This is a genomic window from Vagococcus intermedius (genome assembly GCF_029144185.1).
GTDB lineage: Bacteria > Bacillota > Bacilli > Lactobacillales > Vagococcaceae > Vagococcus_D > Vagococcus_D intermedius.
Window position 1 is genome coordinate 413,214 of sequence record NZ_CP110232.1, and the last position, 15,763, is coordinate 428,976.

General features: G+C 35.0%; 11 protein-coding genes. 8 read left to right on the plus strand and 3 right to left on the minus strand.

Translation table 11 applies throughout. The features are described from left to right. Window positions 1-7 precede the first annotated feature (7 nt). Together OL234_RS01835 and OL234_RS01840 are read right to left on the minus strand one after the other, a co-directional pair. Window positions 8-766, minus strand: coding sequence for a response regulator transcription factor (locus tag OL234_RS01835; RefSeq protein ID WP_275469474.1), 759 nt, complete (start codon window positions 764-766; stop codon window positions 8-10). Then, window positions 763-2,373 carry a sensor histidine kinase gene (locus tag OL234_RS01840; protein ID WP_275469475.1) on the minus strand — a complete coding sequence of 537 codons (1,611 nt, stop codon included), beginning with the start codon at window positions 2,371-2,373 and terminating at the stop codon, window positions 763-765. Before OL234_RS01840 ends, OL234_RS01835 begins: the two co-directional genes overlap by 4 nt. Window positions 2,374-2,520: 147 nt before the next feature. Here OL234_RS01840 and OL234_RS01845 point away from each other — a divergent pair, with 147 nt between their 5' ends. The 5 genes from OL234_RS01845 to OL234_RS01865 all read left to right on the plus strand — a co-directional run bounded on the left by OL234_RS01845 (window position 2,521) and on the right by OL234_RS01865 (window position 9,094). After that, a complete protein-coding gene (locus tag OL234_RS01845) occupies window positions 2,521-4,278 on the plus strand; it encodes a flavocytochrome c (RefSeq protein WP_275469476.1) in 1,758 nt (585 codons plus the stop codon). Window positions 4,279-4,478: 200 nt separating this feature from the next. Next, the gene (locus tag OL234_RS01850) at window positions 4,479-5,237 is read left to right on the plus strand and encodes a MurR/RpiR family transcriptional regulator (RefSeq protein ID WP_275469477.1); all 759 of its coding nucleotides are present in this window, start codon (window positions 4,479-4,481) and stop codon (window positions 5,235-5,237) included. 122 nt (window positions 5,238-5,359) lie between these two features. Continuing rightward, window positions 5,360-6,676 carry a PTS sugar transporter subunit IIC gene (locus tag OL234_RS01855; protein ID WP_275469478.1) on the plus strand — a complete coding sequence of 439 codons (1,317 nt, stop codon included), beginning with the start codon at window positions 5,360-5,362 and terminating at the stop codon, window positions 6,674-6,676. 13 nt (window positions 6,677-6,689) lie between these two features. After that, on the plus strand, window positions 6,690-8,120 hold the full coding sequence (locus tag OL234_RS01860) for a 6-phospho-beta-glucosidase (RefSeq protein ID WP_275469479.1): 1,431 nt from the start codon (window positions 6,690-6,692) through the stop codon (window positions 8,118-8,120). Window positions 8,121-8,164: 44 nt separating this feature from the next. Next, entirely contained in the window at window positions 8,165-9,094 is a 930-nt protein-coding gene (locus OL234_RS01865; RefSeq protein WP_275469480.1) for an ROK family protein, read from the plus strand. A 42-nt stretch (window positions 9,095-9,136) separates the two neighbouring features. Here the strand turns inward: OL234_RS01865 and pepI are convergent, their stop codons facing one another. Further along, window positions 9,137-10,030 (minus strand): proline iminopeptidase, encoded by an 894-nt coding sequence (gene pepI, locus OL234_RS01870; RefSeq protein ID WP_275469481.1) that lies wholly within the window; start codon window positions 10,028-10,030, stop codon window positions 9,137-9,139. A gap of 173 nt (window positions 10,031-10,203) precedes the next feature. Here pepI and OL234_RS01875 point away from each other — a divergent pair, with 173 nt between their 5' ends. The 3 genes from OL234_RS01875 to OL234_RS01885 all read left to right on the plus strand — a co-directional run bounded on the left by OL234_RS01875 (window position 10,204) and on the right by OL234_RS01885 (window position 15,739). Then, window positions 10,204-11,715, plus strand: a complete 1,512-nt coding sequence (locus OL234_RS01875; protein WP_275469482.1) for a DUF1846 domain-containing protein — start codon at window positions 10,204-10,206, stop codon at window positions 11,713-11,715. A gap of 120 nt (window positions 11,716-11,835) precedes the next feature. Then, the gene (locus OL234_RS01880) at window positions 11,836-13,551 is read left to right on the plus strand and encodes an ABC transporter ATP-binding protein (protein WP_275469483.1); all 1,716 of its coding nucleotides are present in this window, start codon (window positions 11,836-11,838) and stop codon (window positions 13,549-13,551) included. A 508-nt stretch (window positions 13,552-14,059) separates the two neighbouring features. Continuing rightward, window positions 14,060-15,739: a ribonuclease J gene (locus tag OL234_RS01885; protein WP_275469484.1), complete on the plus strand. Its 1,680-nt coding sequence runs from the start codon at window positions 14,060-14,062 to the stop codon at window positions 15,737-15,739. The last annotated feature ends 24 nt before the right edge of the window (window positions 15,740-15,763 follow it).

Below are 15,763 nucleotides of genomic sequence, written 5' to 3' on the forward strand. Positions count from 1 at the left end.
CCAGCGGCTAAGGTTCTTTTTTTATAAGTGAGTCATGGTATTTACGATAATAACTAGGCGTAAAACCAGTACGTTGTTTAAAAATACGACTGAAATAGTGTTGATTAGGATAGCCGACTTTTTCACCTATTTCATGAATAGGATAAGCAATTGGTTCAAGCATCAAAAGTTCACAGGCTTTTCTAATACGTAATTCAGTTAGAAAATCATTAAAACTTTTCCCAAATTCCTGCTTCATTTGTTTACTAAGGTAAGAGGTATCTACAAATAAATCGGCTGCCACCATTGCTAAAGTTAAATCTTTTTTAGCATAATGTTCTTGAAGGTAGTTGGCAGCAGCTTGGCTCAAATTACGAGCTTTGGGAGGTGTTATTTTTTTAGGTAAAAGTTGTAACTGTTCTTCAACTTTTAGCAGTAACTGTTTCATATCTGACGGTGGTATCGGCTTAAGTAAATAATCAAATACTTGAAGATGAATGGCTTGTCTGGCATAACTAAAATCATCATACCCACTAATGACAACAACTAAAGTATTCGGAATTAGATATTTTAATTGTTTAATTAAGTCCAATCCGTTCATATCAGGTAAGTTAATGTCTGCAAAAATAACATCTGGTTTAGGTAGTGTTTTGGCATAAGCTAGTGCTTCATTAGCTGATTCAGCTTGTAAAATAGTGGTAAAAATAGTGGTGTTTTTTTTGACACTATTAGCCAAACCTCGACGAATAATAGGTTCATCATCAATAATTAAGAGGGTGAAAGTCATATTTTTAGTACTCCTTTAGGAATAGTGATTGTTACAATAAAGAAAGCGTCACTAATTGAAAAAGAAAGAGTTGCGTTTGATGGGTTAAAAGCAAGTTGTAAGCGATAACTAATACTATATAATCCAAAACCGGATTGATCTTCTTCTTTAATATTTTGTTGATAATAGTTATTCATAGCCTTAACTTTTTCCTTTGTTGGGAGTTTGCCTGTATTCTTTACATGAATGAGCAGTGCGTCATCTGTTAAGGTACTATCAATAATAATTTTTTGACCTTTTTCAGCAAGAGGTCTGATACCATGATACAGGGCATTTTCAACAAGAGGTTGTAATAAAAAGTGTGGGACTAGTAGTTCTTTTGTTTCTTCTGCTAGGTGATACTGGACGTTTATGTGTTTTTCATAACGTGTTTCTTGAATTTTTAAATAGCTAGCAACATGTTGCTGTTCTTCTTGCAGGGTTGCCCAATCTGAACCATTATTCAAGCCTAGACGGAAGTAATCACTTAGAGCGGTGATAATTTCAGAAACAGTTTCCGTCTCACCAGCATCTGCCAACCATTGAATCGTATCAAGAGTATTATAGAGAAAATGAGGTTTAACTTGTTCCTGAATGAGTCGTATTTGTGCATAAGATTGCGATTTTTGTGAGTGTTCCAGACTATCTAACATATTATTAAATTGTTGGGTAAGCAAGCCAATCTCATCATTTTTATAAACAATCGCTCGAGTTGAAGCCTCTCCTTGCTGAATTTTGTGGATGCTTTTACTTAAAGAGGTGATAGGAGCAACAAAGGCATTTAAAATAAATAATAGAAAAATTAAAAAAACAGCAAAAACGAGACAGCCTACAATAATAAGTAATTTTTGTAAATGTCGCCCATTTTGTAGTAGTTCTTTTTTTTCAACCGTATAGTTAAGTTGCCAATTAGGAAGCAAGGGTATCTCTTTAACAAAACTTACTATCTCTGTTTTAGCAAGCTTATCTACAGAAGTAATGGGTTTGTTTTTTGTTTTTTCAGCACTAAGTAATTCACCAACCCCATCATAAATAGTCAATTCATCTGTCAAATTTTCGATTTGAGCTGTAGAGACCGACGCTGCAATGTAATTGATTTGTTGACTAGTAGGACGAGGCAAAGGGTAGAGGATAATCACAATTCGGTGTTTAGATTCTTTAGAGTCAAGGACATTACTAACGGTATAGGGAGCGTCTGACTGAATCAATTTTTTATAATACAAACGATCGCGAATTGTGAAATCTGGCGCAATCCATGATTTAGAAACACCATTTGTGCTTACTAGCCGAATCGAATCATAGATATTCGGTTGACGTTTTTCTAAATCTCGGGTCTCTAAAAAGAAATCATCTGTTGCCAAATCTAGTCTACTGGCAGTACTTGCAAGTAAACTAAGTTCACTCAAACGTTCTGACATCCAAGAATTTATCTCATTGCTTTTACTATTAACTAATTGTTCGGTTGCTGCTTTGTTTAGTGGTAAGGTTGTTTGTGTCATTTCACGTTGAATAGTGATAGTTAAACATAAATATAAAATGAAAAAAAAGAGGCTGCTACTAATAAGAATTTTTTGTTTAAGGGTTTTCATCATGGTTAGCTCCGATAGTGAATTTTTGAACAAAGTAGACTGATTTAGATAAAAAATAACTGATTTGGATAAATACAACAAGCAGGATATTTCTTATACTAAAGTTGTTCATGTACATAGTACATCATTTTAAGAGGAGGAGCAAAAATGAAAAAATTACATCGTTGGGGAATTATGGCAGCAACTGTGATGTTATTAGCCGGTTGTACAGGTCAAACTAAGGGTGATGGCAATTTTGAAGGTAAAGGGACAGGAAAACATGGTGATATTAAAGTAGAGGTCACTATGAAAGACAGTCAAATAGATAAGATTAAAGTTTTGGAAGATCAAGAAAATGAAGTTTTGGCTGAACCAGTCTATGATGAATTAGAGAAAAAAATGATTGAGACTAATACGACAGATGTTGATGTTGTCACAGGCTCTAGTGCAACAAGTGAAGGGTATTTGGCCGCAGTGAAAGATGCTGTTGAAAAATCAGGTATCACATTAGCTGCTGTTAGCAAAAAAGCAGGGGAAAGTAAGAAAGAAGAGACAGAACAAACGTATGATGTTGTCATCGTTGGTTCAGGTGGGGCTGGTTTCAGTGCCGCTATTGAAGCAAAAGAAGCAGGTAAATCGGTAGTTATTTTAGAAAAAATGCCGGCAGTTGGTGGCAATACGTTAATTTCTGGCGCAGAGATGAATGTTCCAAATAACTGGGTACAGAAAAAACTTGGGATTAAAGGGGATAGTCCTGAGGTGATGGCAAAGGATACCATTAAAGGTGGCGATGAACTAGGTGATAAACATATGATCAAGGTCATGACCGAAAATGCGTTAGATGCCGCTGAATGGTTAAGAGATGACATTAAAGTTGATTTCTTAGAAGATCAATTGTTCCAATTTGGGGGACATTCGTATAAACGTGCGTTGATTCCACAAGGTCATACAGGTGCAGAAGTTATTACTAAATTCCGTGCAAAAGCGAAAGAATTAAAAATTCCAGTTAAATTGAATACAACAGCTACAGAGTTAATTCAAGATAAAGATGGGAAAGTTATTGGGGTAAAAGCTAATAACAAGGAAAAACAAGAAATTTCTTATATGGGTAAAGATGGTGTTATTTTAACAACAGGTGGTTTTGGTTCAAATATTGAAATGCGTAAGAAATATAATAAAAAGATGGATGAGAGCTATATGTCAACAGTAACTGAAGGTTCTACTGGTGACGGGATTGTCATGGCTGAAAAAATTGGTGCTGATTTAACAAACATGGAAAATATCCAAACATATCCAATTTGTAACGTTGAAACAGGAGTTATTTCACTATTAGCAGATACTCGTTTTGATGGTGCTGTCTTAATTAACCAAGAAGGAAAACGTTTTGTAGAAGAGCTAGAGCGTCGTGATGTTATTTCAAACGCTATTTTAGATCAAACAGGAAGTTATACTTATCAGTTATGGAATGAAGACATTAACAAAATTTCTAAGACAATGGAAGCACATCAAGGAGAATATGAAGAGTTATTAAAACAAAAATTAATTGTAAAAGCTGATACTTTAGAAGAAGCAGCTGAATTCTTTGATATTGATGTTAAAAACTTAAAAGAAACAGTTAAAAAAGTTAATAAATATGCTAAAGATGGGAAAGATAAAGATTTTGATCACCGTGGTGGTTTAGTATCGCTTGAAAAAGGCCCATATTATATTGAGAAGGCTGCACCATCTGTACACCATACGATGGGTGGTTTAGTAATTAATGATAAGACAGAAGTCTTAGATAAAGACGGTAAAGCAATTGATGGTCTTTATGCAGCTGGTGAATTAACAGGTGTCATCCATGGTTCTAACCGTTTAGGAGGCAATGCAATTACTGATATTATCGTATTTGGTCGTATTGCAGGTCAAACAGTTGGAGAAAAGTAACCTTTAATTAAATAATAATTTCATTAGCGTTTAGTAGGCATGATCGATATGCTTACTAAACGTTTTTTAGGTTGAGTGGCTATAAAGTAGTGTAGTTTGATCTAGAATAAAAATAAGTCTTAGTCATTATTAGGTTATGATAGATAAATTTGTGCTATATTAAATTGAGAGCGGTTAATATTAATGAGTAGGTGAATAAGATGAGTTTTTTCCAGAATAAAAATTTGATTAATCATTTATCCGAAGCAGAGTCAGCTATCTACAGTTACATTGTTAATAATAGTGAAAAAGTTCAGTATATGAGAGTCCGTGATTTGGCAATGGAAACCCATACCTCGGCAACAACTGTTTTTCGCTTTATTAAAAAATTAGGATATGAATCATTTCCAGAATTTAAATTATCGTTTAAAAAAGAATGTCATAAATGGCAAGAAGACAAAAATAGTAGTCTACTTGAGCAACACTTTGATATATTGAATCCTAAAAATTTTAATCAAGATCTTGAATACTTAATCAACCAAATGGTAAATCAGATGGGTGAGGCAGAGACTATCATCTTTTGTGGGATGGGGGCGTCAGGTTCAGTAGCCAAATATGCTTCTAGAAAATTAGCAAATATTGGTTACAATTCATTTAGTATTGATGACCCAACTTACCCAATCAGGAGTCGTTTTTCAAAGACTGGGCATAATTTATTAATTGTGATTAGTTCATCGGGAGAAACGACAGAATTAGCGGAGTTGGTCGTTGAAAATACAGGGGACAGCAATATCTATACAATCTGTATTACTGGCAATCGTTATGGAAAAATAGCCAAGTTATCAGACTATATCATTGACTATGAAATTTCGACTGAACGGAGCCATCGTTATTATGATTTATCAAGTCAAATACCGGCAATGTTTATTGTCGAGTTAGCGATTGATAGTTTGAGACAAAAATCCAAGTCAGGAACGTAGTGTTCCATGCTTGGATTTTTTTTTATTTCGGTCAAAAAAGATTCTAAAACAATGAAACCCCTTTCTATTATTGAGAAGAAATTTATAATAAAAGTATCAAAAAGAAAAGAGGGATTGATTGTATGGATAAGTTTAATAGTATTATTGAGAAAACCTTAGTACCTATTGCAACCAAATTAAATAATCAACGGCATGTTGCAGCTATTCGTGATGCATTTATGTTTATATTTCCACTAACATTGTCAGCGTCAATGGTTATTTTAATTAACAATTTGATTTTTTCACCAGATGGATTTATTGCTAAAATTTTATTTTTACCAAAGTTCTTCCCAGATTTAGAAAAAGCGCAACAATATTTAGCGCCAGCTGCAAATGGGACGATTAATTTGATGTCTATCTTTATTGCTTTTCTAGTAGCTAGCATATTAGCAAAACATTTTGAAGCAGATGATATGCTAGCTGGGATTACTAGTATTGCCTGTTTTATCATTTTGTATCCGGTACCATTTGAGCTGAAAGAGGGTGGTCCGAATGTGATGGAAACAACCTATTTAGGTGCCCAAGGGTTATTCGTTGCCATGATTGTAGGCTGTTTGGTTGGTGAATTTTTACCGAAACTCTTTAAAAATAAACATTTAAAAATAACGATGCCTGATATGGTACCACCGGCTGTGGCTCGTTCCTTTTCCGGTTTAATTCCGATTGTTATTGCCATTATGATTTGCTCAGTTGCGAGTGCTTTGCTAACAAAAGTTGCCCCAGGCGGGTTAAATGAGCTGATTTATACAAGTATTCAAACACCTTTACGTCAGTTAGGTGGAAATATTTTTGGTATATTATTTATTGCTTTCATTCAAAATTTATTATGGTCAATAGGGATCCATGGACCAAATACCTTAAATGCCATTCGTTCTGCTATTTTTACGGAACCAGATTTGGCAAACTTGGCACACATTAATTCTACTGGATCAGTCAAAGGCATCCCCTACCCAGAAACGTGGGGTATGTTAAATGATGCCTTTGCTAATATGGGTGGTTCAGGCATGACTCTAGGGCTAATTATCGCTATTTTTATCGCCTCAAGGCGTTCGGATTATCGTGAAATTGCTAAGATGTCGTTAGTTCCAGGTTTGTTTAATATTAATGAACCATTAATTTTTGGACTACCGATTGTGTTAAATCCAATTCTGATTTTCCCATTTATCTTAGCTCCATTAGTTAATATTATGATCGGTTATGTAGTAACAGTTGTCTTTCAATTAATCCCATCACCAGCTATTGGTGTTCCTTGGACCACACCGGGCCCACTTATTCCTTTCTTAGGAACAGGTGGTAATCTATTAGCTCTCGTGATTGGCTTTGTCTGTTTGGCGATATCTGTTTTAATTTATCTACCATTTGTAGTAGCAAGTAATAAAGTAATAGAAAAACAAAACTAAAGGAGAATTTTTTATGACTAGAGAAGTATTTAAACATGATTTTTTATGGGGTGGCGCTGTAGCTGCTCATCAATTAGAAGGAGCATGGCAAGAAGGCGGTAAAGGAGTGAGTGTTGCTGATGTTATGACAGTAGGTGCTCATGGTGTGCCTCGTAGGATTACTGATGGTGTTTTAGCTGATGAATATTATCCTAATCATGAAGGAATTGATTTTTATCACCATTACAAAGAAGATATCAAGTTATTCGCCGAAATGGGTTTTAAGTGCTTCAGAACCTCGATTGCTTGGACACGTATTTTTCCTAAAGGAGATGAATGTGAACCTAATGAAGCAGGACTTAAATTTTATGATGAGTTATTTGATGAATGTTTAAAATATAATATTGAGCCCGTTGTGACCTTGTCTCACTTCGAAATGCCATTTCATTTAGTAACAGAATATGGTGGGTGGAAAAATCGTAAAGTGATTGATTTTTTTGTTAACTTTTCTGAAGTTTGTTTTAAACGTTATCAAACAAAAGTAAAATATTGGATGACTTTTAATGAAATAAATAATCAAGCTAATTATGTTGATGATTTTGCTCCTTTTACAAATTCAGGTATTGTCTACAAAGAAGGTGATAACCGTGAAGAAATCATGTATCAAGCTGCTCATTATGAGTTAGTGGCTGCAGCTAAGGCTGTTGCAATTGGCCGAAAAATCAATCCCAATTTTGAAATAGGTTGTATGATTGCGATGTGTCCAATTTATCCAGCAACCTGTTCGCCAGATGATATGTTAATGTCAGTTAGTGCTATGCATACTAGGTATTGGTTTACCGATGTTCATGTGAAAGGAAGTTATCCTAAACACTTGAAAAAATATTTTGAACGTAATCAGTTTAATTTAGATATTACGTTAGAAGATGAAGAAGTGCTGAAAGGTGGTTGTGTTGATTATATTGGGTTTAGCTACTATATGTCATTCGCTGTTAGTTATCAGAATCAAGCGCACTATAAGTACGATGAATCTAAAGACTTGGTAGCTAATCCGTATGTTGAGGCATCTGATTGGGGATGGCAAATTGATCCTAAAGGGTTACGCTATGCGATGAATTGGTTTACAGATAGATATGATTTACCATTATTTATTGTTGAAAATGGTTTCGGAGCGTTGGATAAGCTCGAAAATGATACAGTCCAAGATGATTATCGGATTGCGTATTTAAAAGCCCATATCGAGCAAATGAAACTGGCTGTATCAGAAGATGGTGTTGATTTGATGGGGTATACACCATGGGGATGTATTGATTTGATTTCAGCAGGAACAGGTGAGATGAAAAAACGTTACGGATTTATTTATGTTGACCGAGACAACGAAGGGAATGGGTCATTAAAAAGGTTGCCTAAAAAGTCATTTGATTGGTATCGAGAAGTGATTAAAAGTAACGGTGAAGTTCTTTAATAGGTAAACTCAAATGAGTTAAAGATAGGAAGGAGCTGGAAGGCATGTATATTGGTATTGATATAGGTGGGACAACAATTAAGTATGGATTAGTTGCGGATACTGGATTGGTTTCTAATAAACATAAAATAGCAACACCCACTAAGAAAATTGATCTATATACGGTACTTAAAGGGATTGTGTCGGAGTTAAGTCAACAAGGAGTGGTTAAAGGCGTAGGAGTTAGTGCGCCTGGTATCATTCAAAAAGATGGATTTATGACAACTGGTGGGGCAATAACTTATTTGTATGGTGTCAATTTAAAAGAAGAATTGGAACATCTTTTAAACTTACCAGTGAGGGTTGAAAATGATGCCAATGCAGCGGCAATAGCTGAAAAATGGATTGGTAATGCTCAAGATGCGAGCAACTATCTATGTTTGGTATTAGGAACAGGCGTCGGCGGTGGAATTATCATTAATGATCAAGTCTACCGCGGAGGACACGGAATGGCAGGAGAATTTGGCTACATGCTAACACAGACGTTAGACTGGGAAAGAGAGATTGAGGATTTTTCTTTAAATCGCACAGCATCTGTTATTACCGGCTTATGCCAACGTTATAATAAGGAGATATTAAGTAACGGTCAAGCAAATTTAGCAGGAGATGACGCGAGTTATATTATTTCGCTAGCTTTAAGTGGTGATACTATTGCTAATAAAGTCTTAAATGACTACACAGAAGCTGTTTCAGTTGGTCTGTTAAATTTGATAGGGGCATTTGATCCAGAAATTATTTTAATTGGTGGTGGCATCAGTGCCAATACTGATTTTTTTGAAAAATTAGTCCAAACGTTTGATCAGTTACTAAGGGCACATGATAGTTTGAACTACCTAAAAAATAAAACAGTAGGACAACTAAAACCAACTAAATTAAGAAATGATGCAGGCTTGATTGGTGCTGTTTATCAATTGCATCTTGACCTACTGAAGTAAGTTAGAAAAAATGCTCACTATTGATTAAATAGTGAGCATTTTTTAATTAGTTAGTTCGACCTTATTTAACCAGTCTTTTAAAACAACAAGGTATTTAGCATGCTCATCTACAAATGGCATGTGACGGCTTGTTGCAAATAATTCCCACTGACTATTAGGAATTCGATCGTTCATTGTTTTAGCAATGAGAGGTGTTGATAAATCATCGGTTCCACTGGTGATAAGTGTAGGTACTGTGATTGTATGGAGTTTATCACGGTAATCCCAACCTGCTAAGGTGCCATTTGGGTAAAATTCATTTGGTCCCCAAGCTGTAATGTATGATTCAGTTCCAGCAACTTTTTTACGACGTAAAGGTTCTGGTGAGTCAGGGCTAGGAACATCTGCCGCATGGCGTTTCATAAATTCATCGTTAGCCTCTAAGTAAGCTAGTTTTGTAAAGTCATCGCTTGCCTCAGCTTCAGCAATAGCTTTTTGATGGGGTGGACTCATTAATTTTATCATACGGTGTTGTTCTTGTGCCCACAGCTCAGCTGAAGGTAAGGTACTGGAAAGAATGACGCTTAGAATGCCAGTTGGCTTATGATCGCAAAGGTATTCAATTGCTAACATACCTCCCCATGATTGACCTAAAATATGACACTCGGTAATATTTAAAAAATCACGTAGTGCCATTAATTCATTTAACCATGTTTTAGCGTGCCATAAATCCGGACGAGAATCTGTTGCAGATTTTCCACAGCCTAATTGGTCATACATAATAATTTGGCGGTCATCTTCCAAGGCAAGTTGATCGAACAACTCAAAATAGTTATGAGTTGAACCAGGTCCACCGTGAAGTAAAATTAACGGTTTTTTAGTTGGATTAGGAGACCCGACAATTCGGTAATAAGTTTGATAATTTAGATAAGGCATATAGCCTTCTTCGATAGTCAAAAAATCCCTCCTCTTTTTTTGGGGTTCGATACTATGATACCATAAAAATATGCCCTATTGATGGATAATTATTAGCTTTTTTATTTTATCAGAAAGTTGCTACAAAAGGCTTGCTAAAAGGGATTTTTAGTTTATAATAAATTCTTGATTGAAAAAAAAACGGAGGTAGCGACATGAAAAAATTAGGCTTTGATCCAGAGAAATATATTGAGGAACAATCAAAATATATTCTTGAACGAGTTAACCATTACGATAAATTGTATTTGGAGTTTGGGGGTAAACTAATTGGCGATAAACACGCTAAACGAGTTTTACCAGGTTTTGATGAAGATGCCAAAATCAAGTTGCTCCACCATTTAAAAGACCAAACAGAAATTATCATCTGTATGTATGCTGGAGATATTGAACGAAATAAAATTCGTGGAGATTATGGTATTACATATGACATGGATATATTACGCTTAATTGATGATTTGAAAGAGTATGAATTGGCAGTTAATAGTGTGGTTATTACACGTTACAGCGGTCAACCAGCTACAAAATTATTTATTAATAAATTAGAACGCCGTGGTATTAAGGTGTATAAACATTCATCAATTGAAGAGTATCCTTCAAATGTTGATAAAATCGTGAGTGATGAAGGTTTTGGTAAAAATGACTATGTTGAAACAACTAAACCAATCGTGGTCGTAACAGCACCAGGAGCGGGAAGCGGTAAATTAGCGACTTGTTTAAATCAACTATATCACGAAAGTCGATTAGGACGTAAAGCAGATTATTCTAAATTTGAAACCTTTCCAGTTTGGAATTTGCCACTAAAACATCCGGTTAATGTCGCGTATGAAGCGGCTACTGTTGATTTAAAAGACATTAATATGATTGATTCTTTCCATTATGAAAAATATAACGAGGTCGTGGTAAATTATAATCGTGATTTAGAGACATTTCCAGTTATCAAACGTATTATTGAGAAGATAACGGGTAAAGAATCTGTCTTCCAGTCACCCACTGATATGGGTGTCAATCGTGTTGGGTTTGGAATTACAGATGATGAAGTGGTTCAAGAAGCTTCTAAACAAGAAATTATTCGTCGTTATTTTGCCACAGCCAACGATTTTAAAAAAGGGATTGTTGATGAAGAAGTATTACAACGTAGTAAATTAATTATGGAAGAAATGCTCTTGAGACAGGCAGATCGTTCGCCAGTTATGCCCGCACGTGAGTATGCTGATAAATTAAAAATGGCTACCTCTCTGGATGATACACCGGTGGCTGTCATTGCGTTGGAATTACCTGATGGTCAAATTATTACAGGGCGTTCAAGTAAATTAATGGATTCATGTTCTGCTGCATTATTGAATTCATTGAAAACATTGGCAAATATTACAGATGATATTTTATTATTATCCCCTGTGATTCTTGAAACGATTCAAGGATTAAAAACCAATGATTTGAATAGTAAAATTACAGCTTTGAATGCCAATGAGGTTTTGATTGCTTTAGCGATTAGTGCAGTTACTAATCCAACCGCTCAAGCAGCTTACGATAAATTGAATGAATTAGTTGGTTGCCAAGCCCATTCAACTGTGATGTTGAATAAAGATGATGGTCAAATTTTACGTGATTTAGGGATTGATGTGACATGTGATCCAGTGTATCCTTCAGAAAATTTATATTACGTTTAACAATGTATCCCCTATGATAGTGTAAAATGGTTCTCAATTTGAGAACCATTTTTTTTGTTATAAGCTTTACTTGTTATTTAAAGTTTGTTTTAATAGATAGATTAGAAGGAGGATTAGAATATGTTAAAACGATTTTTTAGTTATTATAAACCGTATAAAAAATTATTTATACTTGATTTTGGCTGTGCTATCGTAGCAGCTTTATTAGAATTAGCCTTTCCTTTAGTAGTCAATGATGTTATTGATAAGATTATGCCACAGAAAAACTGGGGCTTGATTATGACCGCGTGCTTAGCTTTATTGGGTTTTTATATCATTAACACAATTTTGCAATATATTGTAGTAAATTTTGGTCATCGTTTAGGAGTCAACATTGAAACAGATATGCGTCGAGAATTGTATGCACATTTACAAAAACAACCCTTTGAGTATTATGACAATCAAAAAACAGGGAAATTAATGAGTCGTTTAACGACTGATTTATTTGAAATTTCTGAAGTAGCCCATCATGGTCCCGAAGATGTATTTATTACTATTATGACACTAATAGGCTCTTTTTTAATTATGTTACAAATCCATGTTAAGTTGGCTGTCGCTACTTCCATCTTAATTCCATTTATTACGATTGCTTTAGTGGTTTTTAATAAAAAAATGACCAAAGTTAATACTGAAATCTATCAAAATTTAGGTGAGTTTAATGCAGGGATTGAGGCTTCTGTTAGTGGCATTCGTGTTGTTCAGGCGTTTGCTAATGAAGCTTTTGAAAGAACACGTTTTGAAAAACTTAATCAAAACTATCGTCAATCCAAAATTAAATTCTATTCAGTAATGGGCGTCAGCTCAGCTTATAATTATTTATTAATTCGTTTAATCAGTTTATTTGCTTTGATTTTTGGGGCATTTTATACAATTCGTGGCGAAATTAGTTATGGTCAGTTTGTTGGATTTATCTTATTATCTAATGTGTTTATTCGTCCCATCGAAAAAGTTAACAATATGATTGAGAGTTATCCTAAAGGGATTGCAGGTTTCAAACGCTTTATTGAAGAGATTGATCGTCCCTCAACCATTGTCGATGCAAAAGGGGCAGTCGAGCTTAGAGAAGTTGAAGGAACTATTAAATATGAGAACGTTTCTTTTAAGTATAGTGATGGAACAGAAGTTCTTAACGAAATATCTTTACAGGTAAGCCCAGGAGAAACAGTTGCTTTTGTTGGCCCTAGTGGAGCAGGTAAAACGACATTATGTAATTTATTACCACGATTTTACGATGTAACTGGTGGGAAAGTAACGATTGATAATCAAGATATTCGTGACGTGTCTTTAGATTCGTTACGTAGTCAAATAGGTATTGTGCAACAAGACGTCTTTTTATTTCCAGGTAGTTTAAGAGAGAACGTTGCTTATGGTAAGTTGGAAGCCACAGAAGAAGAAATTTTAAAAGCAGTCGAGTTAGCTCATTTAAACTTAGTTGTTGATGGCTTACCAGAGGGACTAGATACCATCGTGGGTGAACGTGGTGTCAAATTATCTGGTGGACAAAAACAACGAGTTGCCATTGCTAGAATGTTCTTGAAAAATCCGAAGATTTTGATTTTAGATGAGGCAACATCGGCTCTGGATACTGAGACAGAACAAGTGATTCAAGAATCGTTATTATCGCTATCAGAAGGTAGAACCACCTTGATTATTGCGCATCGTTTAGCAACTATCCAACAAGCTACACATATTGTAGTTGTGGATGAAGGTGGAATTGTTGAAGAAGGTAATCATGAGACTTTATTGGCTAAAGGCCAATCTTATAAAAAGTTATATGATGCTCAGTTTAGAGATTAAAAACAGCGAAGGATACTCTTCGCTGTTTTTTTATAAGCTTAGAATGTTATTGTAGACGCTAGATAAAAAGCTTTAAATAGCAAGTTTAGTTTGAGAGATTGGACAATATTAAAGATATTTTAGAGGATCTATGTTAAAATAAAAATTAAGATTATTCATAAGAACTGTAGAGACCAAAGTCAATTTGACGCGGTGTGACAGAGTCTGTCAGTTGGCGAAACTTTTCCAACTGTCTAGGCTCCTTTAAACGTACCCTATCTACTTTGAGAGATAGTTAAAGAAACATAAGAAATTGAAAATAAGTTAGACAAGCTAGGTGTGCTAACAGCCGAATCTGTTTAGTTAAGGTAGCCCTTTGGTATCTTTCAACTAAGTGAGAATTGGTGATTTTCATTTTTTATGCCCATAAATCACGTCAGATTAGCGAGCTAATAAAATTAGCACTAGTCAACAAACTATTAATGACACAGACGAGATAATCATTAGAAAATAAACGAGGTGAAGGAATTTGAGTACAAGTACAATTAAAATAATTCCACTAGGCGGCGTTCGTGAGAACGGAAAAAACTTATATGCTGTGGAAGTACAAGATGAGATTTTTATTTTAGACTGTGGATTGAAATATCCTGAAAATGATTTATTAGGAATAGATATTGTTATTCCTGATTTTAGCTATTTATTAGACAATAAAGAGAAGATTGCAGGTGTTTTCTTAACTCATGGCCATGCAGATGCGATTGGGGCATTGCCGTATTTATTAGAAAAAATTGAGGTGCCGGTTTTTGGTACAGAGTTAACAATTGAGTTAGCTAAAATAAATGTTAATGGTTATCCAGGAGCTAAGAAATTTAAAGATTTCCATGTAATTGATGAGTTTACAGAAATCGATTTTGAATTTGCTACAGCTAGCTTCTTCAGAACCACTCACACGATTCCAGATTCTGTAGGGATTTCATTAAAAACAAGCGAAGGTCATATTGTCTATACAGGTGATTTTAAATTTGATCATAGTGCTATTCCAATGTATCATACTGATTTTGCTCGTTTGGCAGAAATCGGTAAAGAGGGTGTGTTAGCGTTGTTGAGTGATTCAACTAATGCTGAAAATCCAGCACAAGTGGCATCTGAACGTGAGATTGCTGAAGAAGTTTACGATACTGTTCGTTATTCAGACGGTCGTATTATTGTGGCAAGTGTGGCAAGTAATATCCAACGTGTGCAACAAGTATTGGATGCCGCTTATAAGTCAGAGCGTAAAGTTGTGTTGACGGGTGAAGATTTAGAGAAAATCATTCGGACAGCTATCAAGTTGGAAAAAATTAAATTGCCAAGTGATGATTTAATTATTGAAACGAAAGCAATGAAAAATTATCGTGATGATGAGTTGGTTATTTTAGAAACAGGTCGAATGGGAGAACCATTAAAATCGCTACAACGTATGGCTAATGATCGTAGTCGTGGGATTAGTATCAAAGAAGGTGACCTAGTTTATATGACGACAACACCGTCTACAGCAATGGAGACAGCAGTTGCTAAAACGGAAGACTTAGTCTACCGTGCTGGTGGGACAGTTAAAACTATTTCTGATAATTTTAGAGTGTCCGGACATGCCAATCCGAATGATTTAAAATTAATGTTAAACTTAATGAAACCTAAATATTTTGTACCAATTCAAGGTGAGTACCGTATGTTAGCGGCTCATGCTGATTTAGCTCATGAGTTAGGTCTTTCTTATAAAGATATTTACATCACCGGTCGTGGCGATATTTTAGAATATAGCAATGGTCGTATGCACATGGCTGGTTCTACGGAAGCAGATAATGTGATGATTGATGGGTTAGGTGTTGGTGATATTGGCAATATCGTCTTGCGTGATCGTCGTATTTTATCAGAGGATGGGGTCTTTATTGCTGTTACTACAATCAATCGTAAGCAACAAAAAATTGTGGCACGTCCACAAATTACCTCACGTGGGTTTGTATATGTGAAGGAAAGTAAAGATTTAATGAAAGAAAGTGCTGATATCGTTGAAGATATTATCATTGAAAACTTAAAAAATAATGACTTTGAATGGGGTAAACTTAAACAAGATATCCGTGAGCAGCTAAGTCGTTATTTATTTGAACAAACAAAGCGTCGACCAGTTATTTTACCAGTGATTATGGAAACGAGTCAACGTAAAAAATAGTCGTTATGGAAGAAGCTTATTCTA

Coding starts and splice junctions, on each gene's coding strand:
- OL234_RS01835 (WP_275469474.1), bottom strand. CDS start 766: ATGACTTTCACCCTCTTAATTATTGATGATGAACCTATTATTCGTCGA.
- OL234_RS01840 (WP_275469475.1), bottom strand. CDS start 2,373: ATGAAAACCCTTAAACAAAAAATTCTTATTAGTAGCAGCCTCTTTTTT.
- OL234_RS01845 (WP_275469476.1), top strand. CDS start 2,521: ATGAAAAAATTACATCGTTGGGGAATTATGGCAGCAACTGTGATGTTA.
- OL234_RS01850 (WP_275469477.1), top strand. CDS start 4,479: ATGAGTTTTTTCCAGAATAAAAATTTGATTAATCATTTATCCGAAGCA.
- OL234_RS01855 (WP_275469478.1), top strand. CDS start 5,360: ATGGATAAGTTTAATAGTATTATTGAGAAAACCTTAGTACCTATTGCA.
- OL234_RS01860 (WP_275469479.1), top strand. CDS start 6,690: ATGACTAGAGAAGTATTTAAACATGATTTTTTATGGGGTGGCGCTGTA.
- OL234_RS01865 (WP_275469480.1), top strand. CDS start 8,165: ATGTATATTGGTATTGATATAGGTGGGACAACAATTAAGTATGGATTA.
- OL234_RS01875 (WP_275469482.1), top strand. CDS start 10,204: ATGAAAAAATTAGGCTTTGATCCAGAGAAATATATTGAGGAACAATCA.
- OL234_RS01880 (WP_275469483.1), top strand. CDS start 11,836: ATGTTAAAACGATTTTTTAGTTATTATAAACCGTATAAAAAATTATTT.